22 protein-coding genes and 1 pseudogene are annotated in these 24,816 nt (G+C 66.7%); 12 read left to right on the top strand and 11 right to left on the bottom strand.

Going from position 1 to position 24,816, the window contains the following annotated elements:
• Window positions 1–222 precede the first annotated feature (222 nt).
• The 4 genes from secB (at window position 223) to ATE71_RS19080 (ending at window position 4,230) form a co-directional block, all read left to right on the top strand.
• Window positions 223–741 (top strand): protein-export chaperone SecB, encoded by a 519-nt coding sequence (secB, locus tag ATE71_RS19095; RefSeq protein ID WP_058804959.1) that lies wholly within the window; start codon window positions 223–225, stop codon window positions 739–741.
• Between the two features lie 27 nt (window positions 742–768).
• The gene (murJ, locus tag ATE71_RS19090; RefSeq protein ID WP_082665313.1) at window positions 769–2,346 is read left to right on the top strand and encodes a murein biosynthesis integral membrane protein MurJ; all 1,578 of its coding nucleotides are present in this window, start codon (window positions 769–771) and stop codon (window positions 2,344–2,346) included.
• 13 nt (window positions 2,347–2,359) lie between these two features.
• Window positions 2,360–3,358, top strand: coding sequence for a tryptophan--tRNA ligase (gene trpS / locus ATE71_RS19085; protein ID WP_058804958.1), 999 nt, complete (start codon window positions 2,360–2,362; stop codon window positions 3,356–3,358).
• Window positions 3,359–3,546: 188 nt separating this feature from the next.
• Window positions 3,547–4,230 (top strand): DUF4136 domain-containing protein, encoded by a 684-nt coding sequence (locus ATE71_RS19080; protein ID WP_058804980.1) that lies wholly within the window; start codon window positions 3,547–3,549, stop codon window positions 4,228–4,230.
• Window positions 4,231–4,459: 229 nt separating this feature from the next.
• Here ATE71_RS19080 and dnaA read toward each other — a convergent pair whose 3' ends face one another.
• The 3 genes from dnaA to mutM all read right to left on the bottom strand — a co-directional run bounded on the left by dnaA (window position 4,460) and on the right by mutM (window position 7,587).
• Window positions 4,460–5,821 (bottom strand): chromosomal replication initiator protein DnaA, encoded by a 1,362-nt coding sequence (gene dnaA, locus ATE71_RS19075; RefSeq protein WP_082665312.1) that lies wholly within the window; start codon window positions 5,819–5,821, stop codon window positions 4,460–4,462.
• Window positions 5,822–6,322: 501 nt separating this feature from the next.
• Complete coding sequence (rpsT, locus tag ATE71_RS19070; RefSeq protein ID WP_058804956.1) at window positions 6,323–6,586, bottom strand: 30S ribosomal protein S20; 264 nt, start codon at window positions 6,584–6,586, stop codon at window positions 6,323–6,325.
• Between the two features lie 188 nt (window positions 6,587–6,774).
• Complete coding sequence (gene mutM, locus ATE71_RS19065; protein ID WP_058804979.1) at window positions 6,775–7,587, bottom strand: bifunctional DNA-formamidopyrimidine glycosylase/DNA-(apurinic or apyrimidinic site) lyase; 813 nt, start codon at window positions 7,585–7,587, stop codon at window positions 6,775–6,777.
• A 93-nt stretch (window positions 7,588–7,680) separates the two neighbouring features.
• Here mutM and ATE71_RS19060 point away from each other — a divergent pair, with 93 nt between their 5' ends.
• From ATE71_RS19060 to ATE71_RS19025, 8 genes and pseudogenes are all read left to right on the top strand, one after another.
• Window positions 7,681–8,418, top strand: a complete 738-nt coding sequence (locus tag ATE71_RS19060; RefSeq protein WP_058804955.1) for a class I SAM-dependent methyltransferase — start codon at window positions 7,681–7,683, stop codon at window positions 8,416–8,418.
• On the top strand, window positions 8,415–9,959 hold the full coding sequence (gene ubiB, locus ATE71_RS19055) for a 2-polyprenylphenol 6-hydroxylase (RefSeq protein WP_058804978.1): 1,545 nt from the start codon (window positions 8,415–8,417) through the stop codon (window positions 9,957–9,959). The genes ATE71_RS19060 and ubiB overlap by 4 nt, the downstream gene beginning before the upstream one ends.
• Before the next feature lie 104 nt (window positions 9,960–10,063).
• Window positions 10,064–11,191: a glycosyltransferase gene (locus tag ATE71_RS19050; protein ID WP_058804954.1), complete on the top strand. Its 1,128-nt coding sequence runs from the start codon at window positions 10,064–10,066 to the stop codon at window positions 11,189–11,191.
• The gene (locus ATE71_RS19045) at window positions 11,188–12,297 is read left to right on the top strand and encodes a hypothetical protein (protein ID WP_058804953.1); all 1,110 of its coding nucleotides are present in this window, start codon (window positions 11,188–11,190) and stop codon (window positions 12,295–12,297) included. The genes ATE71_RS19050 and ATE71_RS19045 overlap by 4 nt, the downstream gene beginning before the upstream one ends.
• Window positions 12,298–12,374: 77 nt before the next feature.
• On the top strand, window positions 12,375–13,637 hold the full coding sequence (gene coaBC, locus ATE71_RS19040) for a bifunctional phosphopantothenoylcysteine decarboxylase/phosphopantothenate--cysteine ligase CoaBC (protein ID WP_058804952.1): 1,263 nt from the start codon (window positions 12,375–12,377) through the stop codon (window positions 13,635–13,637).
• Window positions 13,609–14,061 (top strand): annotated as a pseudogene (gene dut / locus ATE71_RS19035) (dUTP diphosphatase); the annotation flags it as partial. The gene coaBC and the pseudogene dut, both read left to right, overlap by 29 nt.
• 102 nt (window positions 14,062–14,163) lie before the next feature.
• Window positions 14,164–14,913: a HesA/MoeB/ThiF family protein gene (locus ATE71_RS19030; protein ID WP_058804950.1), complete on the top strand. Its 750-nt coding sequence runs from the start codon at window positions 14,164–14,166 to the stop codon at window positions 14,911–14,913.
• A complete protein-coding gene (locus ATE71_RS19025; protein ID WP_058804949.1) occupies window positions 14,901–15,266 on the top strand; it encodes a DsrE family protein in 366 nt (121 codons plus the stop codon). The genes ATE71_RS19030 and ATE71_RS19025 overlap by 13 nt, the downstream gene beginning before the upstream one ends.
• Window positions 15,267–15,287: 21 nt before the next feature.
• Here the strand turns inward: ATE71_RS19025 and ATE71_RS19020 are convergent, their stop codons facing one another.
• The 8 genes from ATE71_RS19020 to ATE71_RS22960 form a co-directional block, all read right to left on the bottom strand.
• Window positions 15,288–16,007 carry a class I SAM-dependent methyltransferase gene (locus ATE71_RS19020; protein WP_058804948.1) on the bottom strand — a complete coding sequence of 240 codons (720 nt, stop codon included), beginning with the start codon at window positions 16,005–16,007 and terminating at the stop codon, window positions 15,288–15,290.
• Entirely contained in the window at window positions 16,007–17,134 is a 1,128-nt protein-coding gene (prfB, locus tag ATE71_RS19015; RefSeq protein ID WP_058804947.1) for a peptide chain release factor 2, read from the bottom strand. Before prfB ends, ATE71_RS19020 begins: the two co-directional genes overlap by 1 nt.
• Before the next feature lie 72 nt (window positions 17,135–17,206).
• Complete coding sequence (locus ATE71_RS19010; protein ID WP_058804946.1) at window positions 17,207–19,723, bottom strand: penicillin-binding protein 1A; 2,517 nt, start codon at window positions 19,721–19,723, stop codon at window positions 17,207–17,209.
• 62 nt (window positions 19,724–19,785) lie between these two features.
• Window positions 19,786–20,409: a TetR/AcrR family transcriptional regulator gene (locus ATE71_RS19005; protein ID WP_058804945.1), complete on the bottom strand. Its 624-nt coding sequence runs from the start codon at window positions 20,407–20,409 to the stop codon at window positions 19,786–19,788.
• A complete protein-coding gene (locus ATE71_RS19000) occupies window positions 20,406–21,551 on the bottom strand; it encodes a DSD1 family PLP-dependent enzyme (protein WP_058804944.1) in 1,146 nt (381 codons plus the stop codon). Before ATE71_RS19000 ends, ATE71_RS19005 begins: the two co-directional genes overlap by 4 nt.
• A complete protein-coding gene (locus tag ATE71_RS18995; RefSeq protein WP_058804943.1) occupies window positions 21,548–22,801 on the bottom strand; it encodes a D-arabinono-1,4-lactone oxidase in 1,254 nt (417 codons plus the stop codon). Before ATE71_RS18995 ends, ATE71_RS19000 begins: the two co-directional genes overlap by 4 nt.
• A gap of 406 nt (window positions 22,802–23,207) precedes the next feature.
• The gene (locus ATE71_RS18990; protein ID WP_082665311.1) at window positions 23,208–24,470 is read right to left on the bottom strand and encodes an N-acetylmuramoyl-L-alanine amidase; all 1,263 of its coding nucleotides are present in this window, start codon (window positions 24,468–24,470) and stop codon (window positions 23,208–23,210) included.
• 35 nt (window positions 24,471–24,505) lie between these two features.
• Window positions 24,506–24,816 (bottom strand): hypothetical protein (locus ATE71_RS22960; protein WP_235588078.1); only part of this gene is annotated, 311 nt, incomplete at its 5' end.

Raw genomic sequence — 24,816 nt, 5'->3', positions numbered from 1 at the left:
CATCTTGTCTGATACATAGGCGATACGCCGCCCAGTTTCAAATAGCCATGGCCGCTGCGGCGCGGCAGGTCAACGGTCACGCGCCCCTTAGGATCGCGGAGTTGCGCCCCATTGTGCTGGCAGCCGGGCGCTGCTAAGCGCCGCGACAACCGTCCGGCGCGACCCTTGCACGGTCCGCGGCCCGGATATTGTTTCCATCTTTCCAGTGAAAGCATCTGCACCATGGCCGACGAGACCAGCGCCGACATCAACAATCCCGCCTTGCAGCCGAACGGCGAAGACACGAGCCCGGCGATCGGCCTGATTTCGCAATATGTGAAGGATCTGTCGTTCGAAAATCCGAACGCGCCCGCCGTCTATCAATGGCAGGACGCCCCGCAGGTCGACGTGCAGTTCAATATCGCGGCCGAAGGCGTCGGCGAAAACCTGTTCGAAGTGACGCTGAAGATCGACGTGACGTCGAAAACCGACAGCGGCACAAGCTTTGTGATCGATCTGAAATATGCCGGCCTGTTCGGCGTCCGCAACGTCCCCGAAGACCAGTTGCAGCCCTTTTTCCTGGCCGAAGCGCCGCGCATCCTGTTCCCCTTTGCCCGCCGCGTCGTCGCCGACGCCGTGCAGGACGGCGGTTTTGCCCCGCTGTTGCTCGAACCCATCGATTTCCACGGCCTGTTCATGCAGCAGGTGCAGGCCGCGCAGGCCGAGCAGGCGGGCGAAGGCGCGCCGGTCGGCCAGGCCTGAACCCGGTAACGGGGGCGAGCCGAGGGCTTGAGCAGCCTCGTCAAAAGCGTCGGAACGATCGGCGGCCTGACCATGGTCAGCCGCATTTTCGGCTTTGCGCGCGACATGCTGCTCAGCCGCATTCTCGGGGCCGGCGGCGTCGCCGATGCATGGCAGCTCGCCTTCCAGTTGCCCAATATTTTCCGCCGCCTGTTCGCCGAGGGCGCGTTTGCCGCCGCCTTCATCCCGCTATTCAACCAGCGGATGACGAAGGACGGCGACCATGGCGAAGCGCGCGCCTTCGCCGACGCGGTGCTCGCGGTGCTGATCCCGATCCTGATCGTCTTTTCGGCGCTATTGCTGGTCGTCATGCCGTGGGTGATGCGCCTGTTCGCGAGCGACGCGTTGCAGGCCGATGGCGAAACCTTCGACCTCGCCGTCGTGATGGCACGCATCGCCTTTCCTTATCTGGCGTTCATGAGCATCGCGACCTTGTTCGCGGCCATCCTCAACAGCCTGTCGCGCTTCGCCGCCGCCGCCGCCGCGCCGATCCTGCTCAACATCTGCCTGATCGGCGCGCTGCTGCTCGGGCTGTTCACCGGCGACGGTAGCGAAGCGGCGAAGGCCGCGACCGGGCTCTATCTTGCGATTTCGGTGTCGCTGTCGGGGCTGTTCCAGCTCGGCTGGCTTTATTACTGGATCCGGCGATCGGGTTTCCGGCCCGCGCTGCGCCGTCCGCGCCTGACCGCAGATGTGCGCGAGATGGGGGTGCTGATCCTGCCCGCGGTGTTCGGCGCCGGCGTCTATCAGATCAGCCGCTTCATCGACCTGTTCTTCATCGCCTCGCTCCCCGACAAGAGCATCACCTATCTGGCGATGGCCGACCGGCTCAACCAACTGCCGCTCGGGATCATCGGCATCGCGCTCGGCACCGCGATCCTGCCCGCGCTGTCGCGCTTCGTCGCGCAGGACGATCGCGACGGCGCCTTCCGGCTGCAAAGCAATGCCGTCGAGCTCGCGATGCTGCTCACCGTGCCCGCCGCGGTCGCGCTGTTCGTCGCGGGGCCGGCGATCACCAGCGCCTTCTATGTCGGCGGACAATATAGCGCCGCCGATGGGCTCGCGACCGGCGCAGTCGTCGGCGGGCTCGTCGTCGGCCTGCCCGCCTATGTGCTGGTCAAGGTGCTCGTCCCCAATTTCTTCGCGCGCAAGGACACGCGGACGCCGGTCTGGACCGCGGCGATTTCGCTCGCGATCAACATCGGCCTCAACCTGTTGCTGATCCCACGCCTGGGGATCGTCGGGCTCGCGCTGGCGGGATCGATCGCCGCCTGGTGCAATGTGGCGATGCTGTACGCGATCCTGCACCGCAAGGGGCTGTTCCACCTTTCCGGTCAGGTGGCAGGGCGGATCGCGCGCATCGCCCTTGCCGCGGCGGCGATGGCGGCGGCGCTCCATTTCGCGATCCCGCTGGCGGGCGACGCCTTCACCGGCGGGGTGTTCGAACGGATCGCGGCGCTGGGGGCGCTCGTCGCGACGGGCGCGATCATATTCTTTGGTTGCGCCATGCTGTTCGGCGTGGTCAATCGCGACACCGTCGGCCAGCTGCGCCGGCGCACACTTTAACAGGACAAATATCATGCGGACGCTATCGGGCATCCAGCCCACCGGAAACTTGCACCTCGGCAATTATCTGGGCGCGATCCGCAACTGGGTGCGCATGCAGGACGACATGCCGGGCGAGAAGCTCTATTTCCTCGCCGACCTGCACGCGATCACCGTCCACAACGATCCCGCCGAGCTGACCGCAAACACGCGCGAGATGGCGGCCGCGCTGATGGCGGCAGGGATCGACCCCGCCAAGGCAATATTGTTCAACCAGGCGCGCGTGCCCGCGCATGCCGAACTCGCCTGGCTCTTGTTCTGCACCGCACGCATCGGCTGGTTGAACCGGATGACGCAGTTCAAGGAAAAGTCGGGCAAGAACCGCGAAGGCGCGAGCGTCGGCCTCTATGCCTATCCGGTCCTGCAGGCCGCCGACGTGCTGCTCTATCAGACGACGCACGTCCCCGTCGGCGACGACCAGAAGCAGCATCTGGAGCTGGCGCGCGACGTCGCGACCAAGTTCAACCTCGACACCGGGACCGAGACCTTCACCCTGCCCGAACCGACGATCCCGGCCGCCGCAGCGCGTATCATGAGCCTGCGCGACGGGTCGGCGAAAATGTCGAAATCGGACCCGAGCGATGCAAGCCGGATCAACCTGGTCGACGACGCCGACACGATCATGGCGAAGATTCGCAAGGCAAAGACCGACCCCGAGCCGCTGCCGTCGGAGGCCGCGGGGCTCGACGGGCGGCCCGAGGCGAAGAATCTCGTGTCGATCTATGCCGCGATGGCCGACGAAAGCGTCGACCAGGTGCTCGCGCGCTTTGCCGGACAAGGCTTCGGCGCGTTCAAACCCGCGCTCGGCGAGCTGCTCGTCGAGACGCTGCGGCCGATCGCCACGCGGCTGACCGCGCTCAAGGCCGATCCGGCGGCGATCGACGCGGCGCTGGAGGCGGGCGCAGCGCGCGCATCGGCGCTGGCGAAGCCGACGCTCGACGCCGCCTATGCGGCGCTGGGGCTCTGCCGCTGAGTTCCACGCCGCTTGAGCGCTGTTCCGCAAGCGGAAATCCTTGTTTCCGCGTCGCCGGTCCCCATATCGGGACATGGAACCGCCGTGCGACGAAACGGGTTCAACCAAGGTTAAGTCGCAGCGGCATAGTCTATGGTATGAGCGCGCGACCGAATGCGCACCCGAATCACGGAGCCAAGACGATGAGCATGACCAATTTCCGGCGACTGGCCCTGACCGCCATGACGGGCGCGGCGCTCGCGCTCGCCGGCTGCGCGACGCCGTTCAAGGCCGATGTCGCGCGCTTCCAGTCGCAGCTGCCCGCGCCGCAGGGCCAGAGCTTTGTCGTCGAGGCGAGCAATCCCGCGCTGCAGGGCGGCATCGAGTTCGGCCAATATGCGAATATGGTCGCGGGCGAACTGACGCGTTACGGCTATCGCCCCGCCGCGAACGGCGAACGCGCCGACCTGATCGTGCGCATGGATTATGGCGTCGACAAGGGTCGCGAACGCGTCGTGTCCTCGCCCGGCTTCGGCGACCCTTGGTACGGCGGCTATTATGGCCGCGGCTTCTATCGTCCGGTGATCGTCACCGGTCGCGGCGGGCGGCGCTATGTCTATGGCTATCGCGATCCCTTCCTGTGGGGCGGGTTCGGGCCGAGCTGGGGCTATAACGATGTCAGCAGCTACACCGTCTACACCAGCGGCCTCAATCTCCAGATCAACCGCGCCGCCGATGGGTCGCGCCTGTTCGAAGGTCATGCCGAAGCGCAGTCGCGCGACAACAACCTCCAGACGATCGTCCCGAACCTGGTCGAGGCGATGTTCACCGGCTTCCCCGGCAATTCGGGCGAACGCGTCCGCATCACGGTGGCGCCGCCCGAAAAGGGCTGACACACCGCAAATGAACGCCGAAAGGCCCGCCCTCCGGTATGGAAGGCGGGCTTTTTTTCGGCGGATCGCCGGTTGCGATCGGTTGTTGCCGATAGAGATGCCTATCCCGGCAAAAGCCGGGGCCAGTTGCGCCATGGGAATATGTGCCCCGGCTTTCGCCGCGGTGCACGAGGGGGCAACTCGCCACCCCAAGACGGCGATGGGGATAACCCCGGCATAACCCTGTGGATCAGTTGTTGAGACTACGCCGGATCGCGGCGATTTCGGCGTCGAGTTCGCTGTCGGCGACGCGCAGCGCCTCGACTGTGCGCACCGCATGGATCACCGTCGAATGGTCGCGCCCGCCGAAGCGGCGACCGATCTCGGGATAGGAGCGCGGCGTCAGTTCCTTCGCCAGATACATCGCGACCTGGCGCGGGCGCGCGACGGCGCGGACGCGGCGCTTCGACGCCATTTCGCTCTTGTCGAGGCGGTAGTGCGCGCAGACCGCGCGCTGGATCTCGTCGATCGTGATGCGGGGGCGCGCGCTGCGGACATTTTCGGCGAGCCGGTCTTCGGCGAGCGCGAGATCGAGCCGCGCGCCGGTAAGCGCCGCATAAGCGAGCAGCTTGTTCAGCGCGCCTTCGAGCTCGCGGATGTTGCGCGTGAAATGCTTGACCAGATAGGCGACAACATTGTCGGGCACCTCGACCATCGGCATCGCGGCGAGCCGCTGGCGGATGATGCGTTCACGCAGATCGTCCTCGGGCGCCTCGATATCGGCGACGAGCCCGCCTGACAGCCGTGACAGCAGCCGCGCCTCGACGCCGTCGAGCATCGCGGGCGGGCGGTCGGCGGTGACGACGAGGCGTTTGCCCGCGGTCATCAGGTCGTCGATCGTGTGGAGCAGCTCTTCCTGCGTGGAATTTTTGCCGATCACGAATTGCAGATCGTCGAGCAGCAACAGGTCGGCGGCGCGCAGCCGCGCCTTGAACGCCATCATGTCGCCGCCGCGCATCGCGCCGACGAATTCGAGCATGAATTTTTCCGCCGACATCAGAATGATGTTCGCGGTCGGATGCGCCGCGGCATAATCCTGCGCGATCGCCTGGAGGAGGTGCGTCTTGCCCTGCCCGGTGCCCGAGCAGAGATAGAGCGGGTTGAACTGCGGCGCCTCGACCATCGCCATGCGGCGCGCGGCGTTGGCGGCAAGGATGTTGCTGCGCGCGACGACGAAGCGGTCGAACGACAGGCGCGGGTCGAAACCGAGCAGCGCCGGATTGGCCGCGGGTGCGGGCGGCGTCTCGAACGCCGGCAGCGGGGCCGCGGCAAGCGCCGTCGACCGCTCGCTGGCCGCCGCGCCGCCGCGCACCATTACGCTGCGCACCGCGGGCAGATGCTGCCGCCACGCCAGTTCGAGCCGATCGCCGAAGCGTTCGTTGATCCAGTTCGCCGAAAAACGGCTGGCGGTCTCGAGCGTCACCACGCCCGAAAGCGAGCAGAAGTCGGCAAAGCGCACGGGCTTCAGCCAATGGTCGAAGGTGCGGACGCCAAGGTCGCGGCGCAGCCCTTCGGCAACGCGCGGCCAGAGCATCGCAGCATCGCCGCTCATTGCTCCGCCCTTTGCGTCATTGCCATGCCGATTGCCGCTCTCTGTCACGCTACACTGCCCCCTTGGTCCCCTTGCCCCGAACATCGGGCGGCCATCCACGCGCCGAATCGTCACCCGTGCGTAGGCACAGGCTTTCTCTCCGGCGCACGCAGCCCGAAAAGTCGCGAATCATGTCGATGTGGCGGCCGCCGGCGAAGGCCGACGACGCACCCTGTCTAGTCAGGGGGCGGCGAGTCGATCAAGGGCTGGCCATGTAAAAATACTGAAATAAAAATCTTGACTCACCCGGGGTCCCGGAATCGCGAGAAAAGCGTGTTTTTCTTATATTTTTCAGATGTTTATTTGTGACGGTCCAGCAACAGATCAACGAATCGCAGTAATTCCGTCACTTACCGCGCTGCAACACTATTGCCACCGCGATGTCACAATATCGGAAACAGAAAAGGACCCGCAGGCAAGACGCCGGCGAGTCCTTTGTGTGCCCTTTCGGGACAGACGGGATCAGGCGATCGCGTTCACGCTCTTCGTCAGGCGCGAGAATTTGCGCGCGACGGTATTCTTGTGAAGCACGCCCTTGGCGACGCCGCGCGCCATTTCGGGCTGCGCCGCCTTCAGCGCGGTCGCGGCCGCGTCCTTGTCACCGGCGGCGACGGCGGCTTCGACCTTCTTCACCAGCGTACGAATGCGCGAAACGCGATTCTTGTTCACGATGGTGCGCGCGGTGTTGCGGCGGATGCGCTTCTTTGCCTGCGGCGTATTGGCCATAAATTCCTCTAGTCTTTCAAACGGTCTACATGGTCGGAGCACAGCCTCAACGGAGCAGCCGAATCGCGCGCTTGCGGCGAATCAATGTCCGGATGCGGCCGGTTCCGGACGACCGGACCCTGCTCGAAGGGTGCGCGCATAGCGGCGAAGGGCGCTTTGGTCAATGGCTTTACGGGCAATTGCCCGCATTAGCGCTGGCATTTGGGGCAATAGAAGGTCGAGCGGCCCGATTGCACGATGCGCGCGATGGTGCCGCCGCATTCGCAGGACTCGCCCTCGCGCCCATAGACGCGCCAATCCTTCGCGAAATAGCCGAGGTCGCCTTCGGGGCTGAGGAAATCGCGCAAGGTCGACCCGCCCGCGGCGATGGCGGCGGCCAAGACCGCCTTGATCGCGGGCACCAGCACCGCGAGCTTCGCCTTCGACACGTCGGCAGCGGGTTTCAGCGGCGAAATGCGCGCCATGTTGAGCGCCTCGCACACATATATATTGCCGAGCCCCGCGACGATCGTCTGGTCGAGCAGCATCGCCTTGATCGGCGCGCGTCGTCCCACGAGCGCCTGCGCCAGATAGGCGGCATCGAAGGCATCCGACAAAGGTTCGGGGCCGAACGTCACGAAGGCAGGGAACGACGCCAGCGGGTCGCCGCTGACGAGGTCGACCGATCCGAATCGCCTTGGGTCGTGGAGGAAAAGCCGGTGCCCCGCGCCGGTTTCGAGCAGCAAATGGTCGTGCTTGCCCGCGGCGCCGCCCTCGGTCCGCCAGCGCCCGGACATGCCGAGGTGAAAGATCATATGATCGTGGCGGTCGGTCGAGATCACACCATATTTGGCGCGGCGCGACAGCGCCGTGACCGTCGCCCCCGTCAGACGCTGCGCAAGATCGGCGGGAAAGGGCCGACGCAGGTCGGGGCGGAAGGTGATGACGCTGGTCAGCCTCTGGCCTTCGAGGAAGGGAGCAAGACCGCGCACGGTGGTTTCGACTTCGGGTAGCTCGGGCATATCGCGCATCGGGCTACGCGCCATTTGCGCGGGCGGCAAGGCCCGGCTAAAGGCCGTTCGACTTAACCTCTCCCCCGCAAAGGCGCGCAACCGATGGCCACTCCCGACACCGTCAGCTTCGGCTATGAACAGGTCCCCGCGGACGCGAAAACCGCGATGGTCGGCGAGGTGTTCAGCCGCGTCGCGCGCAAATATGACATCATGAACGATGCGATGTCGGGCGGCATGCACCGCCTGTGGAAGGATCGTTTCGTGCGCCGCGTCAAGCCGCGCGCGGGCGAGGCGATCCTCGACATGGCGGGCGGCACCGGCGACATCGCCTTTCGGATGGAGCCTTCGGGCGCGAGCATCACCGTCGCCGACATCAACCCCGACATGCTGGGCGTCGGCATGGAGCGCGCCGCCGAACGCGGCATCGACAGCCTCGTCTGGTCCGAGCAAAATGCCGAGAAGCTGAGCTTCCCCGACCAGTTTTTCGACGCCTATACGATCGCCTTCGGCATCCGCAACGTCACCGACATTCCGGCGGCACTTCAGGAAGCGCACCGCGTGCTCCGCTATGGCGGGCGTTTCTTCTGCCTCGAATTTTCGACCAACGAATGGCCGGGTTTCGCCCAAGCCTATGACGCCTATTCGCATCACCTCGTCCCCAAGCTCGGCAAGCTGATCGCCGACGATGAGGACAGCTATCGCTATTTGATCGAATCGATCCGCCGCTTCCCGCCGATGCCCAAATTCGCAGGGATGATCCGCGACGCGGGCTTCACCGCGGTGAAGGTCGAACCGATCCTCGGCGGGCTCGTCGCGATCCACAGCGGGTGGAAGGCTTGACCCGACCCGTCACCCATATCGTCCGCCTGCTGAAGTGGGGCCGCATCCTTGCGCGCCACGGCGCGCTGCGCGGGATCGAAACCGCGCCCCAGACACCGCCGGGGGTCAAGCGGCTGTGCCGCCTTGCCCGGCTGGGCACGATCCAGCCCAAAATCCCCGACTATGCCGCCGCTTTCCAGGCGATCGGGCCCGCCGCGGTCAAGCTCGGCCAGACGCTCGCGACACGCCCCGATCTGGTCGGCGAGGAAGCCGCGCACAATCTGCTGACGCTGCAGGACGCGCTCGCGCCCGTCGCGTTCGAGCGTATCAAGGCGGAAATCGAGGCGGTCTTCGAAGTTCCGCTCGAAAGCCTCTACAGCGAGTTCGAGCCCGAACCCGTGGGATCGGCGTCGATCGCGCAGGTCCACCGCGCGGTGACAACCGACGGGCGCCAGGTCGCCGTCAAGGTGCGGCGCCCCGGCATCGACAAGCAGTTCGCGCGCGATATCGAGACCTATGAATGGGCGGCGGCGCATCTCGAGGCCTTTGGCGGCGAAGCGTCGCGCCTCCGCCCGCGGCAGGTGATCGCCAATTTCCGCCGCTGGACGCTGCGCGAGCTCGACCTGCGCCGCGAAGCCGCCTCGGCATCCGAACTCGCCGACGCAATGGCGGCGGTGCCCGAATATGAAGTGCCGGCGATCGACTGGGACCGCACCGCCAGCCGCGTGATGACGCTCGACTGGATCGACGGGATCAAGATTTCGCGCCGCGACGCGCTGATCGCCGCGGGGCACGACATGGAAAAATTGTCGGCGAACCTCGTCAACGCCTTCCTGCGGCAGGCGATTGCCGAAGGCTTTTTCCACGCCGACATGCACCAGGGCAATTTGTTCGTGAAGGCCGACGGCACGATCGCCGCGGTCGATTTCGGGATCATGGGGCGGATCAACCGGCAGGCGCGCTACTGGCTCGCCGAGATCCTCTATGGCCTGACGACGGGTAATTACCGCCGCGTTGCCGAGATCCATTTCGAGGCGCAATATGTCCCCGACTATCACAGCGTCGAGGAATTCGCGACGGCGCTGCGCGCGGTCGGCGAGCCGATGCGCGGCAAGCCGGTCAGCGAACTCAGCGTCGGGCAGATGCTAGACGGGCTGTTCGCTATCACGCGCGATTTCGACATGCAGACGCAGCCGCACCTGCTGCTGCTGCAAAAAACGATGGTGATGGTCGAGGGCGTCGCGACGATGCTCAACCCCAAGATCAACATGTGGGACGTATCGGGTCCCTTCGTCAGCGAATGGATCCGCGACGAGCTCGGCCCCGAGGCCGCGCTCGCCGATGGCCTCCGCGAACAGGGCAAGACGCTCGCGCTGATCCCCGACATCATCCGCCGGCTCGACGCGCAACTGCCGAGAAAAGGCGCGGCGCCGCCGGCACCCCCGCTGCCCGACATCGCGCTGATGTGGGACAAGGGCGAAAAGCGCGTCTGGTGGCGTTATGTGCTGGCCGGGCTTGCGGGCGCCGCAGCCGGGGCGGGCATCCTGGCGTGGCTTGGCTGAACCGGCGCGCGCCGACCAACTTGGTTACCGGACATTTACCCTGAATCGCTAAGGCTTGGCCTCGACCAACCCCGGATCTGGAATCCGGACAGAACCGAGGTTTCATGCGTCACGACCTATTGCTTGCCGACAGGCCCCTGTCCGCCGACACACTGCCGCTCGAGGTTGCGGTCGTCGTCCCGACGCTCAACGAAGCCGCCAATGTCGAAAAGCTGATCGCGAAGCTGTCGCTCGTGCTCGCCGGGCGCGGCTGGGAAGTCGTGTTCGTCGACGATAATTCACCCGACGGCACGAGCGAGCTGGTGCGCCGCATCGGCCGGAGCGCGCGGCATGTCCGCATCGTCCAGCGGGTCGGCCGCCGCGGCCTGTCGTCGGCGGTGGTCGAAGGCATATTGGCGACCGCCGCGCCGATCGTTGCGGTGATGGACGGCGATCTTCAGCACAGCGAAGATGCGCTGCCGCGGCTGATCGACGCGATAGCGGACGGCGGGGCGGATATCGCTGTCGGCACGCGCTATGTCGCGGGCGGCGGGATCGGCGACTGGGACAAGGGCCGCGCGCGCATGAGCCGGCTTGCAACGCGCGCCGGGCAGCTCGCGCTCGGCACCGACGTCAGCGATCCGATGAGCGGCTTTTTCGCGGTTCGCCGCGACATCTTTGAACGCGCGATGCCGCGACTTTCAGCAATCGGTTTCAAGATATTGCTCGACATTCTCGCGTCGAGCCCGGCCCCGCTCAAGGTCACCGAAGTCCCCTACACTTTTCGCACGCGCGAGGCCGGGGAAAGCAAGATCGGCGCGCGCGTGATCGCCGAATATGCCGAATTGATCGCCGACAAGACGATCGGTCGCTTCGTTCCTGTGCGCCTGCTCAAATTCCTGATGGTCGGCGGGCTCGGCGTGTTCGTCCACCTCGCCGTGCTGCGCACGGTCCTCGGCACCGGCAGCGCCTTCGTCACCGCGCAGACTGCGGCGGTGATGACCGCGATCGCCTTCAACTTCTTCCTCAACAACAGCTTTACCTACGCGGACCGCAAGCTGAAGGGCTGGCGCCTCGCCGGCGGCCTAGCGAGCTTCTACGCGATCTCGGCGCTCGGCGCGGTCGCCAATATCGGCATCGGGACGTGGATGTCGGGGCAGGACGAGCGCTGGTGGGTCGCTGGCGTCGCGGGCGTCGTCGTCGGCGCGATCTGGAACTTCGCCATGTCCTCGGCGCTGACCTGGCGCAAATGACCGGCGACGCATCCGGCTGGAACCGCTTTGCCGGCGTGTCGCGCCCCGCCGCCGCGGCGGTGCTGGCGCTGCTCGCGCTGCTGATGTCCTGGGGCGTCGCGGGCGGCGTCGGCCGCGATCATATCGCGGCCGCCGATCCCATGGCGGCGCAGATCGACGGGCCCGGCAACGATCACGTGCTCTACGCGCGCATCGCCGAGCGCGTCGCGGCGGGCGAACCCTATTATCCGGCCGCGGCCGACGAGCACCGGCGCGGCGATTACCCGCTGCGCCCGTTCGTGACCGTCCGCTTGCCGACGCTGGCCCATATCGTCGCCGCGCTCGGCGAACGCAAATCGTTGGCGCTCTTCCTGCTGGTCGGCGGGGCGGCGGTCTTCGCCTGGTACCGGCGGCTGCGGACCGAGCCCGGCCTGCCGCTCGCGGCCGCCGCCGTCGGAGCGCTGTTCATCGCGGCGAACCTCAGTCAGCTCGTGGCGCGCGACTGGCTTTATATCCATGAAACGGGCGCGGGCGCGCTGATTGCGCTCGCACTCGCGCTCTATCGCCCCGAGCGACCATGGCCGACGATGGCGATCGTGGCGACAGCGCTCGCGATCCGCGAAACGCTGCTGCCCGCCGCGATGCTCTTCGGATTATTCGCGCTGATCGACCGCGACTGGCGCGCGGCGGCGGGATGGGTGGCGATCGGCCTCGCTTTCGCGGGCGGCCTGGCGGCGCACATCGTCGCGCTCGCCGCCGTCACCTCCTCCGCCGACGCCGCGAGCCAGGGATGGAACGGGCAAGGTGGCTGGATCGCCTACTTGTCCTTCGTGCAGGCCACGTCGGCGCTGCGCTTCCTTCCGGGCTGGGCCGGCGCGCTGCTCGTCCCGGTCGCGCTCCTCGGCTGGGCGGCATGGCGCTCGCGGCTCGGGCTGGCGATGCTGTCGATCCAGCTCTTCTATGCTGCGTTGCTCATGCTGTTTGCGCGCCCCTCCAATTTCTATTGGGCGATGCTCATCGTGCCGACCTTGTTCGTCGGGCTGGTCTTTGCGCCCGCGGCTCTGGCCGGTCTCGTCCGCTCGCTGCTGCACTCGCCGCGCCTTGAACTCGCACGCCGAAGCGCATAACTGGGAAGCGTGAAGGAGACGGCGATGTATCACCCCCTGTCGGTCGCCGCTCGCCCCGCGCGGGCCCATCGCCGCTGATGGCCGCGCCGCGCATCCTGCTCATCATCGGCGGCGGCATCGCAGCCTATAAATCGATCGAGCTCGTCCGCCTACTTCGCAAGGCGGGCTATGCCGTCCGCTGCGTGATCACGCGCGCGGGCGAACAGTTCGTGACCCCGCTGACGCTCGCCGCGCTCAGCGAGAACAAGGTCTATACGAGCCTCTTCGACCTGAAGGACGAGGTCGAGATGGGGCATATCCAACTGAGCCGCGAGGCCGATCTGGTCGTCGTCGCGCCCGCGACCGCCGATTTGCTCGCGAAGATGGCGGGGGGACAAGCCGACGACCTCGCGACGACATTGCTGCTCGCGACCGACAAGCCCGTGCTTGCGGCGCCGGCGATGAATGTCCGCATGTGGCTCCACGCAGCCACGCGCCGCAACGTTGCGACGCTGCGCGGCGACGGGGTCACGGTGATGGAACCCGACGAGGGCGAGATGGCGTGCGGCGAATATGGCCCCGGACGTTTACCCGAACCGCAGGCGATCAAGGATGCGATCGATTCGGCGCTCGCCGGCGCTCCCGCCGTGGTGCCGCTGACCGGCCAGCCCGATTTCGCGCCCGCCAACCATCGCCCGCTGTTCGGCCGCCGCGTCCTGATCACCGCGGGGCCGACGCACGAGCCGATCGACCCGGTGCGCTATATCGCCAACCGGTCGAGCGGGAAGCAGGGCTTTGCCATCGCCGCCGCCGCCGCCGAAGCGGGCGCCGAAGTGCTGCTGGTCGCCGGCCCGGTCCAGCTGCCGACCCCGCCGGGCGTGATCCGCGTCGATGTCGAAACCGCGCGCGAGATGGCGGCCGAGGTCGAAGCTGGCCTGCCCGTCGATGCCGCGATCATGGTCGCCGCCGTCGCCGACTGGCGCGCCGCTGATACGGCGCCGCAAAAGATCAAGAAGGACGGCAGCGGACAGGTCCCGCCGCTCGCGCTGGCCGAAAATCCCGACATCCTCGCCAGCGTCGCAAAGAGTACGCAGCGCCCGCCGCTGCTGGTCGGCTTCGCCGCCGAGACCAACGACGTCATCGCGCATGCCGAGGCGAAGCTCGCGCGCAAGGGATGCGACTGGATCGTCGCCAACGACGTCGCCGCCGACCCGATGGGCGGCGAGACGAACCGGGTGCATATCGTTAGCAAAGACGGGGTCGACAGCTGGGACCGCCTGCCCAAACACGTCGTCGCCCGCAAATTGATGGAAAAGATCGCCGATGAACTCGATGCGCGTATCCCCTCTCGATCCGATTGACATCGCGATCCAGCGCCTGCCCAACGGCGGCGGACTGCCGCTGCCCGCCTATGCGTCGGACGGCGCAGCGGGGATGGACGTCGTTGCGGCCGAGACGCTGACGATCCGGCCCGGCACGCGCCACGCGGTCGCCACCGGCTTCGCGATGGCGATCCCGGCCGGCTATGAGGTGCAGGTTCGCCCGCGCTCGGGGCTTGCCTTGAAACATGGCATCACCTGCCTCAACACGCCGGGGACAATCGACAGCGATTATCGCGGCGAGGTGAAAGTGATCCTCGCCAACCTCGGCGACGAAAATTTCGAGGTGAAGCGCGGCGACCGCATCGCCCAGCTCGTTCCCGCGCCGGTCCAGCGCGCGGCCTTTATCGAAGTCGCGGCGCTCGACGATACTGTGCGCGGCGCGGGCGGTTTCGGGTCGACCGGCGTCGCGGCCGCCAGCGGTGAAGACGTGTCCGATGACGATGTCGCTCCCGCCAATGTCGGGTCGCTGTCGACGGTGAAGATACGGCAACCGGGCGAATAGGCGTTGCTCAGCGACGCCGAACTCGACCGCTATGCCCGCCAGATCATCCTGCCCGCATTCGGCGGCGCGGGACAGGCGAAGCTGAAGGCCGCCCATGTTGCGGTGATCGGCGCGGGCGGGATCGGCTGTCCGGCGATCACCTATCTGGCCGCCGCAGGTGTCGGCAAGCTGACGATCATCGACGATGACGTTGTCGAGCTGTCGAACCTCCACCGCCAACCACTGTTTACCGACGCCGATCTTGGCGCGCTGAAAGCCGAGGTTGCGGCCGAAGCGGCGCAGCGGATCAACCCGCATGTCGAGATGGCCGCGGTCACCGGGCGACTGAACGATGCCAACGCCGCCTCGCTGCTCGCGGGTGCGGGCGTGATCCTGGACGGCTGCGACAATTTCGCGACGCGGCTCGCGGTCAACCGGGCGGCGGTCGCGCTCGAGATTCCGCTGCTCTCGGCCGCGATCGGCGCGTTCGAGGGACAGGTCGCACTCTATGAAGGCTGGCGTGCCGACGCGCCCTGCTATGCCTGCCTGGTCGGCGACGACCCCGACCGCCCAGGCATCAATTGCGCCGAGGCGGGCGTGATGGGCGCGCTCGCGGGAATGGTCGGGACGATGGCGGCGCTTGAGACGGTGCGCGCGCTCGGCGGCTGGGGCCAGACGCTGAGCGGCAAGCTCGCTATCGTCGACATGCTCGACCGGCGCTGGCGCGAGGTCGCGGTCGCCAAGGACCCCGAGTGCCCTATATGCCGGGGCTGAACATCATCGTCGCGGTGGCCGAGGGGCGGCGCTTTTGCGCCGCGCTCGAAACCGCGATCGCGGCTGCGGCGCTGGGACAGCGCGCGCGCCTGTTCCTGCAGGGCGATGCGGCGGCGATGCTGCGCGCGCCTGCGGGCTTTGCCGGCGATGCCGCGCGGCGCGCGGCGGGGTTGCCCGGCCTTGGCGAATTGATCGACGAGGCATTGGCGAGCGAGGTCGAGTTAATCGCGTGCCAATCCGGGCTGGCGCTCAGCGACCTGACCGCGGACCGGATCGTCGGGGGCGTCAAGGCGGGCGGGGTCGTCAGCTTCCTCGCTGCGGTCGCCCCGGAGGACCGGCTGCTCGTCTATTGAACGGCCGCCGTCGCCCCCTCGCTAAGGATTTTCGCAGACCTTGATCGCGTCCGGCGCAGGGCGTTTGCCTTCGGGTGCGAAGCGCGCGAGATAGCCGCCAGCATGCTGTTTGTCGTCGTAGGACACGAGCTTGTAACCCACCGCCTGAAATTCGCAGACGAGCAGGCGGAAAGGCGTGCCATGCTGCGCGATCGGCCGATCGCCGTCGACGACGAGCACCTGCCCGCCCTTGCGAAGCGCCGGACGCAGCCGCCACAGGAAGGCGTAGGGCTCGCCGATCTCGTGATACATATGGACCATGAAGACGCGGTCGAAACTGGCCGCCGGCAGGCGCGGATCGTCCACCGCGCCGAGTTTGAGCGACACATTGTCGAGCCGTTCGCGTGCGACGCGGTCGGCGAGGCGTTCGATCACTTCGGGCATGATGTCCTGCGCCAGCACGCGCCCGCTGGCGCCGACGCGCTGCGCGAGGCGGACAGTATAATAGCCGTCGCCGGCACCGATGTCGGCGACGGTCATGCCCGGGCGGACGTCGGCCGAATCCATGACGTCCTCGGCCTCGTTTACCCGGTCGCGCGCCTCCTCGGTCGACCATTTGGTCGAGGTGATAGGCGCCACCGGGCGATCGGCCGGAGGGAATTTGCGCGCCGTTTCGACGCGGTCGCCGTCATCGCCCCAGGGCGCGTCGCAACCGTTCAACAACGGCACGAGCGCCAGCAGGGCAAAGACAGCGCGCTTCATCAATCGATGTCCTCCACCTCGACCTTTTCGCCGGTCACCTTTTGCGACAGCGCCGCCGCCATGAACGGATCGAGCGCGCCGTCGAGCACGTCGCCGGGCGCGGTCGAGGTAACGCCGGTGCGCAAGTCCTTTACCAGCTGATAGGGCTGGAGGACGTAGGAACGGATTTGATGGCCCCAGCCGATTTCGGTCTTCGCCTGATATTCGCCCGATGCAGCGGCCTCGCGCTTCTGCAGCTCTGCCTCGTACATCCGGGCCTTCAGCATCCCCATCGCGGTCGCGCGGTTCTTGTGCTGCGACCGGTCGTTCTGGCTCGCGACGACGATGCCCGTCGGGATATGCGTGATGCGCACCGCCGAATCGGTCGTGTTGACGTGCTGGCCGCCCGCGCCCGATGCGCGATAGGTATCGATCTTGAGGTCGCCTTCGTTGATCTCGATCTCGATATTGTCGTCGATCACCGGATAGACCCAGACGCTCGAGAAGCTGGTGTGGCGCCGCGCCGAACTGTCATAGGGCGAGATGCGAACGAGGCGATGGACGCCGCTTTCGGTCTTGGCATAGCCATAGGCATTCTCGCCCTTCACCAGCATCGTCGCCGATTTGATGCCCGCCTGTTCGCCCGCCTGATATTCGACGAGCTCGACCTTCATGCCGCGCTTTTCGGCCCAGCGCATATACATGCGCTGAAGCATTTCGGCCCAGTCCTGGCTTTCGGTGCCGCCGGCGCCGGCATGGACTTCGATATAGCAGTCGTTGCCGTCGGCTTCGCCCGCGAGCAGCGCCTTGATCTTGTCCTCTTCGGCGCGCGCGGCGAGCGCCGCCAGCGATGCCACCGCCTCGTCGACCATCGCCTCGTCGCCTTCCATCTCGGCAAGCTCGATGAGTTCGGCGGTATCGGCGCATTCGGTTTCGATCGCGCGCGTTGCGGTGATCGCCTCGTCGAGCCGCCGACGTTCGCGCATCACTTCCTGCGCGGCCTTGGCGTCGTTCCACAGCGTCGGGTCCTCGACCTTCGCGTTGAGTTCGTCGAGGCGGCGCACCGCGCGGTCCCAGTCGAGAAAGCGGCGCAGCAGCGCCAGAGCGGCGCCAATCTTGTCGATATGATCCTGCGCTTCGGCGCGCATGTCCTTGCTCCTGAAATATGTTGGCCTCGCCCTTACGGCCTCAAAGGCCGAAGGGGAAGGAGGCGCGCGGCGTCAGATGATGCCGCCGCGATCCTCCAGAAAATCGCTGTCGCTGCGGCGGCCGTTGCCCTGCTGCACCGGCGCGTCCTGACGCCGCGGGGCCTTTGCCGGCTTGATTTCCTCTTCGCGGATCGTCCGGCGCGGTTCGCTTTCGGGCTTGAACGCCTCCCAGATGATCGACGCTTTCGGATCGGTGCCCGGCCAGCTGCCATAGACGCGGCGCCCCGACTGGCGATCGATGCGAACCATCCGCACGCCCTTGGGCGCGGCGAAGGGAATCGGCTGGCGATCGGCCAGCGCGGCGAGCGCGAAATCCTTGAAGATCGGCGCGGCATAGCTGCCGCCCTGCGCATAGCCGCCCATGCTGCGCGGCTGGTCGAAGCCGATATACATGCCCGCGACGACGTCGGGCGTGCCGCCGACGAACCAGACGTCGTTCGGGCCCGTGGTCGTCCCGGTCTTGCCGAACAGCGGCACGCCGAGGTCGCGCAGTCGCACCGCGGTACCGCGCTGGACGACGCCTTCGAGCATATGGACGACCTGATAGGCGGTGATCGGGTCCATCAGCTGCTTGCCCGACTTGGCGAAGCGCGGCATCGGCCGGCCGTCCCAATCCTTCTTGTTGCAGCCTTCGCAAGGTTTCCAGTTCGCGGGAAAGATCACCTTGCCGCGGCGGTCCTGCGCATAATCGATCACGCGCGGCTTGAGTTCGCGGCCGTGATTGGCGAGCATGGCAAAGGCGTTGGTCATCTTCTCGACCGTCGTCGATCCGGCGCCGAGCGCGGTCGACAGATAGGGTTCGTGTTTGCCGATGCCCATCGTGCCGATCATCTCGACCACGGGTTCCATGCCGACCTGGCTCGCGGCGCGCACCGTCATCAGGTTGCGCGACTGTTCGAGGCCCCAGCGCATCGTATGTTCGCCCGACCCACCCGCGCCGCCGAAGTTGCGGAAGCATTTGTTGCCGAGACGCGCGCCCTGATAGACGCAGAAGGGCCCATCGACGATCATCGTCGCGGGGGTCATGCCGTTGTCGAGCGCGGCGGCGTAAACGAAGGGTTTGATCGTCGATCCCGGCTGGCGTTCGGCCTGCGTCGCGCGATTGAAGGGCGACAGGCGAACGTCGAAACCGCCCTGCATCGCATAGATGCGGCCCGAATGCGGGCTTTCGACGACCATGCCGCCCGACACTTCGGGAATGTTGCGCAAGGCATAGCCATCGCCGCCGGTCGCCTTGACGACGATCAGGTCGCCCGGGCGCAGCGCCGAAAAGGCGCTGCCGCCGGTCTTGCGATAACCCAGGGTGGCGGCGCTGGCGGGTAGCGTGCCCGTGTCGCCATTGGCAAAGCCGATGCGCGCAACGCCCGCCGATTTCGACAGCACCGCGGCGACGCGCCAATTGTCGTAATCGATGCCGATGAAGCTCGAAGCAAGGCGGCTCTGCCACTTGTCGTCCGCCTCGATCGTCGCGATCGGCCCCGACCAGCCCTTGCCCGCATCGTAGCGCTGGAGCCCCTTGCGCAGCGCCATCGTCGCGGCGTCCTGCATCTTGCCGTCATAAGGCGTGCGCACCCAAAGGCCGCCGGCATAGACGCTGAGCGGGCCGTCCTCGGCGGTTTCGCCGAACTGGGCGATCAGCTGGCGCCGCACCTCTTCCATATAATAGCCGCCAACCTGCGCGATTGCCCGGTTGCCGCTGTTGGTGAGGCCGAGCGGCATCGCGCGCGCGGCGTCGCGCTGCGCCGCGGTGATCCAGCCGTTGCTCTCCATCGAACCGAGGACGAAATTGCGCCGCGCGAGCGCTTCGGCCTCGTAGCGCGCGCGCCCATATTTCTCGGGCGCCTTGGGCAGGATGGCGAGAAACGCCATTTCGTGGAGCTGGAGCTGGTCGACATCCTTGTCGAAATAGGCACGGCTTGCCGCCTGAACGCCGAAACTGCGACGGCCGAGCGGGATTTCGTTGAGATACAGCTCGAGAATCTGTTCCTTGGTCAGCGCATCCTCGATCCGCATCGCCAGGATCGCCTCGCGCACCTTGCGGCGATAGCTAAGCTCGTTGGTCAGCAGCAGGTTTTTCGCGACCTGCTGGGTGATCGTCGATGCGCCGACCGGGCGGCCGCTGTTCGTCAGATTGGTGACGATTGCGGTCGCGATCCCCGGATAGTCGATACCGCCGTGGCTGAAGAAGGTCTTGTCCTCGGCCGCGAGGAAGGCGCGCACGAGCAACTGCGGATATTCACTATATTCCAGCTGGACGCGCCGGTCGCGGGCATAGGCATGGACGGGTTTGCCCTCGCCGTCGCGGACCATCGTCGGCAGCGCCGGCTCGTAATCGCGCAGCTGGTCGACCGACGGCAGATCGCGGGCGAAAATGGCCCAGATCAGAGCGATACCGGCGAGGCCGGCGAGCGCGAGATAGCCGAGCCAGCGGAACCAGCGCCGGGTCCACATATCGCGCAGCCATGCGAGGACGGCGTTGCTGTCGCGGCGCAGGCGCAAGCGGAAATCGGGCGGACTGTCGGCGGCCATAGGGTCCCGCCTCTAAAGCCTCGGTCACCGAAAGGGAAGCATGCTTGCGGCGAGGCGGACGACTAAGCCCTTCCCGTCAGCTCTTGCAGCGACGAACGCAGCATCGACGCGGCTTGTCTGCGGACCTCACCCGCCGAAACGCGATCCTCTTCGTACAGCATCGCGTCGGCAGCGAAGCCGAGTTCGACCGCGAGGCGGAGCCGCGACCATAGCTTTTCGCGGCCGGTCCCCGCGATATCGGGCAGGCAGGCGTCGGTCAGCCGGTCGGTCACATGGCGGTGCGATTCGAGCCGGATGTGAACCAGTTGCGGCGAGGCGTGCAGCGCGCGAAGGATCCATATCGCACCGGGTTCGGCCGCCGTAACCGCCGCATTTTCGGCGAGCAGGTCGCCGATATGATCGGCCATGCCGGCGATCCCGCCCGGCGCGTGGCGTGCCAGCCACGCTTCGAGCACCGCGTTCTGGCGGTCCATCAGCCGCCGCCCCAGCGCCTCCAGCACCGCATATTTATCGCCGAAATAGCGATAGAGTGCAGGCGGGGTCAGCCCGGCACGTGCCGCGATCATATTGGTCGAAATGCGATCGACCCCCACCTCGGCCAGCAATTCGCCCGCAACGTCGAGCAGCCGTTCGCGCGTCTGTCGCGCGCGATCCTGCTGCGGCGGGCGGCGGACGGCGAGCGTCACCGGGCGCGGCCGCGCGCGCCGACCGGCCAGATATCGACGAGCGTATCGCCCGCGACGACATGGTAGCTGTCATAGAGATTCACCGTCGGGTCGCAGTGCGGGACGGTCAGGCTGACCGGGTCGCCAGGCTCGAGCTGCTTGCCGATATCGGGTGCGATCAGGGCCGCATGCTCGTCGCCCATGAAGGCGAAAAAGGCCGTTTCCGGCCCGCCGCGTCGAACCGCCGCGACGCCGCCGTCGGTCGATAGCGACTTGAACCCGGCGTCGATGGTGACGAGGCCGCTGTGGTTCGCGCTGACCACACGCGCATCGACGCCCAGCGACACCTCGAACGGCGCCGCGCCATCGCCGGTCAGGTCACAGTCGAGATATTGCTTGTCCATGAAGACGTAGCTGCCCGCCTGCAATTCGGTGAAGACCCCGAGGTCGAGGTCGATGCGGTGCGTCCCGGTGCCCGATCCGGTAACGATAGCGGGCGCGAAACCGGCTTCGGCCAGCGCCGCGATCACCCCCTGCAAATAGGCGGTGCGTTCGACGATCGCCGCGCGGCGTTCGGCATAATCCTCGATATGCTGCTGCGATCCGCAATAAAACTGCACGCCGCGATAGGCGAGGCTCGGCGCAGCGGCGATCGTTCGGGCGAGCGCAACCGCCGCTTCGGCCGACGCAACCCCGGTGCGCGCGATCCCGGGATCGATATCGATGATCACGTCGAGCGTCGCTCCTGCCGCTGCCAGCGCCGCGTCGATCCGGCGAGCGACGCCGGGGTGGTCGACCACCGCCATCAATCCGACGGCCGTTTTGGCGAGCTTCGCCAGACGGTCGATCGCCGCGGGCGCGGCGACGGGCGAGGTGATGAGGAGGCCCGTCACGCCCCCTGCGGCCAGCACCTCGGCCTCGCCGATCTTGGCACAGCAGACGCCGACCGCCCCCGCCGCGAGCTGGCGATGCGCGATATCGACACTCTTGTGCGTCTTGGCATGCGGGCGGAGCGCAACGCCATGCCCGGCGGCGAGCGACGCCATCGCCGCGATATTGCGGTCGAGCGCCTCGATATCGAGGACGAGCACGGGCGTGTTGAGGTCGGCGCGCGAGCCCTGCCGGCCAATCAGATGCTCGTGCAATTCACGGTCGGTCGTCATGCGAACAGCGCCTCCAGATGCGGGTTGAGGAACTTGCCGTGCGGGTCGGCGGCGCGGCGCACCGCGCGATAGCGCGCCGCCATCGGGTAAAGCGCCGCGACGTCGGCGCGGCCGAGCGTATGGCGCTTCGCCCAGTGCGGCCGCCCACCCGCGCCGCGAAAGATGGCTTCGGCGTCGGCGAACAGGCCAGCCCAGGGCATTTTGGCATATTGATGCATCGAAATCGCGGCGACGGGGCCCGCGTTCATCGGGCTCATCCAGATATCGTCGGCGGCGACGACGCGATATTCGAAGGGGAAGGTGACGGGCAGGCGTTTCTTGCGGATCCAGCCGACGACCTCATCCAGCGTCTCTATCCCCACGTCGCGCGACATTTCATATTCCATCTCCTCGAAGCGGATCGTCCGGTCGGACGGAAAGATGCTGTGCGCGGGACCGCGGCGGTGGCTCGCAAGGCCACTTTTCATCATCAATCGCTGGAGGAAGGGGGTGAGGAACGGCAGGCGCGCGGCGACGTCGAGGATGCGGCGAAAGCTCGTCTCTTCCATATCGGTCGTTTGCCGCGGCGGGTCGCAGGGATCGCAGGGGTCGAGCGTCTTCAGGATCACCTGCTCGCTGTGCGGGAAAAACCAGAATTCGACGTGGCGGTGCTGCCGGGTCAGCTCCTCATAGCTTTCGCGAATCTCGGCCCAGCGGCGCTTTTCGATCCGCTCGGCAAGGTGGAAGGCGGGGACGACCGCGACCTCGATCTCGGTCGCGATCCCGAACAGACCGAGCGACAGGCGCTGCGCTTGGTAGAGGTCCGCGTTGGTGTCGGCGTCGCACCAATGCGCCTCGCCATCGGCGCCGACCAGCCGAAAGCCCCGCGCGAAGGTCGACAGCGAGCCAAGATCCGCGCCCGTGCCGTGCGTGCCTGTCGCCATCGCGCCCGCGAGCGACTGCGGGTTGACATCGCCCTGGTTCGCGATCGCGAGCCCCTCCTCCCACAAGGCGGCGGTGAGCCGCTTGATCGACCAGCCGGCAGGGATGCGGGCGGTTTGCCGGTCGGCGGCAACGCGGATCGTGCCCGCCAGATCGTCGAGGCTGACGATCAGTTCGTCCGATTCGCACAGCGGCATGAAGCTGTGCCCGGCGCCGGCGACGCGAAGCCGGTGGGCGCTCCGCACGAGCATCGCGAGTTCGTCCTCGCTTTGCGGACGCGCGATTTGCGCAGCCGCGGTGACGCTGCCCGACCAGTTGCTCCAAGCCATGCCTCTTCTCCCGAAACCCGCCCGGCAAAGCTGTTCGCGCAAGAAAAGTTAGTCAAGACTATATTATTGGAAGAGCGGCGGCTTTCGACCGATTGCGGACACTGTTTCTTCGTCATCCCGGACTTGATCCGGGATCCATCGCGGCGTCGAGGTCATGGGCCCCGGATCAAGTCCGGGGTGACGAGGGGGCGGAACCGACGGCCGCTTTCCACCCCTAAGCCGATGCCCGCAAAAGGCCTTTCCTACATTATCCGGCTGTGTCAGCCTTCGTCTCGGCTCCGTCGACCGATAGGAAAAAGCGGCCGCTCGCGGCACCCGCAACGGCGGACCGTGCTGGGGTGCGCGACGCACAAGGCTGAATTTTCCTGAACTTTGCCCATGTCACGCGTCGCATACGCGAGCCGGGCTAGCGTGCCGCGATCTGCCGCGCGAAATGGACCTGCACCGCGTCGCGTACCCCGCGCGCGACCTTTTTACGGCCAGCCTCCGACGCGAGGAATTCGGCGTCCTCCTTGTTCGAGATGAAGCCCGTTTCGAACAACACCGATGGCGTATCGGGCGCCTTGAGCACGATGAACGAGGCGAAGCGGTGCGCACTCGTGCGGAATTTCACGCCGTCGGACGCTTCGCGCTGGAGCAGTCGGGCGAAATCGGATGCGACATTCATCGTCTCACGCTGGGTCAGGTCGAGCAGGATTGCCGATACATCGCCGCTGTGCGCGCCGAGGTCGACACCATTGATGATATTCGCCTTGTTCTCGCGCGCCGCGAGCCGCGCGGCTTCGCGATCGGACGCGACTTCGGACAGGGTATAGATCGACGCGCCGCTCGCCGCCTGATTTTCCGCTGCGTCGGCGTGGACCGAGATGAACAGGTCGGCCTTGAGCCGCCGCGCGATGCCGTAGCGTTCCTCGAGCACGAGGAACCGGTCGTCGCTGCGCGTCAGGGCAACGCGCACGCGGCCCGAGGCGATAAGATCGTCGCGGATGGCGCGGGCGAGCGCGAGCGTGATGTCCTTTTCGCGCTTGCCGCTGTGCGGGCTGATCGCGCCGGGATCGTGCCCGCCGTGCCCCGCATCAATCACGACGAGCGGCAGGCGATCATTGTCCGGTCCTTCGATGCGCGGAAGCGCGACCGCGGGCTTGGGTTTGCCGATCGGCACCGTCACGCTGTAGCGCTTTTCGGGCGGCTTGGCGCGAAAGCCCGCGGGCGGCCGCAAGATGGTGCGCGGACTGCGCGAGGCGCGTTCGAATTCGCCCGCCGACACCGGACGCAGCTGGAACGTCAGGCTGCGCCCGTCGGCCGCGAAGCGCGCGTCCGAAACCACCGCCGGCTGAGCGAGGTCGAGGACGATCCGTGCCGTATCGGGGGTCGTCTGTCCCTGCCGCACCGCCCGGACAACGCCGCCCCCCGCCGCCTGCCGCCCGACCTGCGCGCCCGCGATATCGAGCGCGATACGGTCGGGACCCGCGAGAATGAAGGAGGAGGCCCCCGCGACCAGATCGTCGAAGCGCAGCGTGATTTCCGAATCGCCGATTTCGACCGCGCCGATCTGCCCCGCCAGCGCCGCCGCGGGATTCGCCATCATGGCCATCAGGACGAAGAGCGGGCCCATGACGCTTCTATGCCGCCAGCGCGCGGCGATGGTCCAGTGCTTATTCGAAAACATGAGGCCCCCGGCGGCAGGATGTCGTGAACCAAGCATTAGCCATCGGGTGTCAAACCCCGGTCAATCGGCAAGGTTAACCGGTGATTCAGCACGATCGGCGGCGTCGGCATAATTGCAACACCGCACGGCGATCCTATCTTTGTACGGCGGTTGTGGTTGCCGTCGGGACATGCCGATGCTAGCACGCCTTCACTGACGGTGTCGTTCCCGGTGCCGTCCGGCCTTTTGAGGGGAAGGCCTGCTCCGCAAATTTGCGGAACATGGCCGCCTTGGCGCCGGACATACGGGGAAGGACATATCTGCCGCCAGTCCACCCGGTTGACCGGACAGTCGGGGCGTTCGCTTG

The organism is Sphingopyxis sp. H115, from assembly GCF_001468465.1.
Classification (GTDB): domain Bacteria; phylum Pseudomonadota; class Alphaproteobacteria; order Sphingomonadales; family Sphingomonadaceae; genus Sphingopyxis.
This window is presented reverse-complemented; position numbering and strand designations above follow the sequence as displayed.

What these genes read in the sequence shown, in the direction of transcription:
- trpS (WP_058804958.1), top strand. Translation starts at nt 2,360, where the DNA reads ATGCGGACGCTATCGGGCATCCAGCCCACCGGAAACTTGCACCTCGGC.
- ATE71_RS19060 (WP_058804955.1), top strand. Translation starts at nt 7,681, where the DNA reads ATGGCCACTCCCGACACCGTCAGCTTCGGCTATGAACAGGTCCCCGCG.
- mutM (WP_058804979.1), bottom strand. Translation starts at nt 7,587, where the DNA reads ATGCCCGAGCTACCCGAAGTCGAAACCACCGTGCGCGGTCTTGCTCCC.
- ATE71_RS19080 (WP_058804980.1), top strand. Translation starts at nt 3,547, where the DNA reads ATGACCAATTTCCGGCGACTGGCCCTGACCGCCATGACGGGCGCGGCG.
- ATE71_RS19045 (WP_058804953.1), top strand. Translation starts at nt 11,188, where the DNA reads ATGACCGGCGACGCATCCGGCTGGAACCGCTTTGCCGGCGTGTCGCGC.
- ATE71_RS18995 (WP_058804943.1), bottom strand. Translation starts at nt 22,801, where the DNA reads ATGGCTTGGAGCAACTGGTCGGGCAGCGTCACCGCGGCTGCGCAAATC.
- ATE71_RS19025 (WP_058804949.1), top strand. Translation starts at nt 14,901, where the DNA reads ATGCCGGGGCTGAACATCATCGTCGCGGTGGCCGAGGGGCGGCGCTTT.
- prfB (WP_058804947.1), bottom strand. Translation starts at nt 17,134, where the DNA reads ATGCGCGCCGAAGCGCAGGATCATATCGACAAGATTGGCGCCGCTCTG.
- ATE71_RS18990 (WP_082665311.1), bottom strand. Translation starts at nt 24,470, where the DNA reads ATGTTTTCGAATAAGCACTGGACCATCGCCGCGCGCTGGCGGCATAGA.
- ATE71_RS19020 (WP_058804948.1), bottom strand. Translation starts at nt 16,007, where the DNA reads ATGAAGCGCGCTGTCTTTGCCCTGCTGGCGCTCGTGCCGTTGTTGAAC.
- rpsT (WP_058804956.1), bottom strand. Translation starts at nt 6,586, where the DNA reads ATGGCCAATACGCCGCAGGCAAAGAAGCGCATCCGCCGCAACACCGCG.
- secB (WP_058804959.1), top strand. Translation starts at nt 223, where the DNA reads ATGGCCGACGAGACCAGCGCCGACATCAACAATCCCGCCTTGCAGCCG.
- ATE71_RS19000 (WP_058804944.1), bottom strand. Translation starts at nt 21,551, where the DNA reads ATGACGACCGACCGTGAATTGCACGAGCATCTGATTGGCCGGCAGGGC.
- ATE71_RS19010 (WP_058804946.1), bottom strand. Translation starts at nt 19,723, where the DNA reads ATGGCCGCCGACAGTCCGCCCGATTTCCGCTTGCGCCTGCGCCGCGAC.
- dnaA (WP_082665312.1), bottom strand. Translation starts at nt 5,821, where the DNA reads ATGAGCGGCGATGCTGCGATGCTCTGGCCGCGCGTTGCCGAAGGGCTG.
- ATE71_RS19050 (WP_058804954.1), top strand. Translation starts at nt 10,064, where the DNA reads ATGCGTCACGACCTATTGCTTGCCGACAGGCCCCTGTCCGCCGACACA.
- coaBC (WP_058804952.1), top strand. Translation starts at nt 12,375, where the DNA reads ATGGCCGCGCCGCGCATCCTGCTCATCATCGGCGGCGGCATCGCAGCC.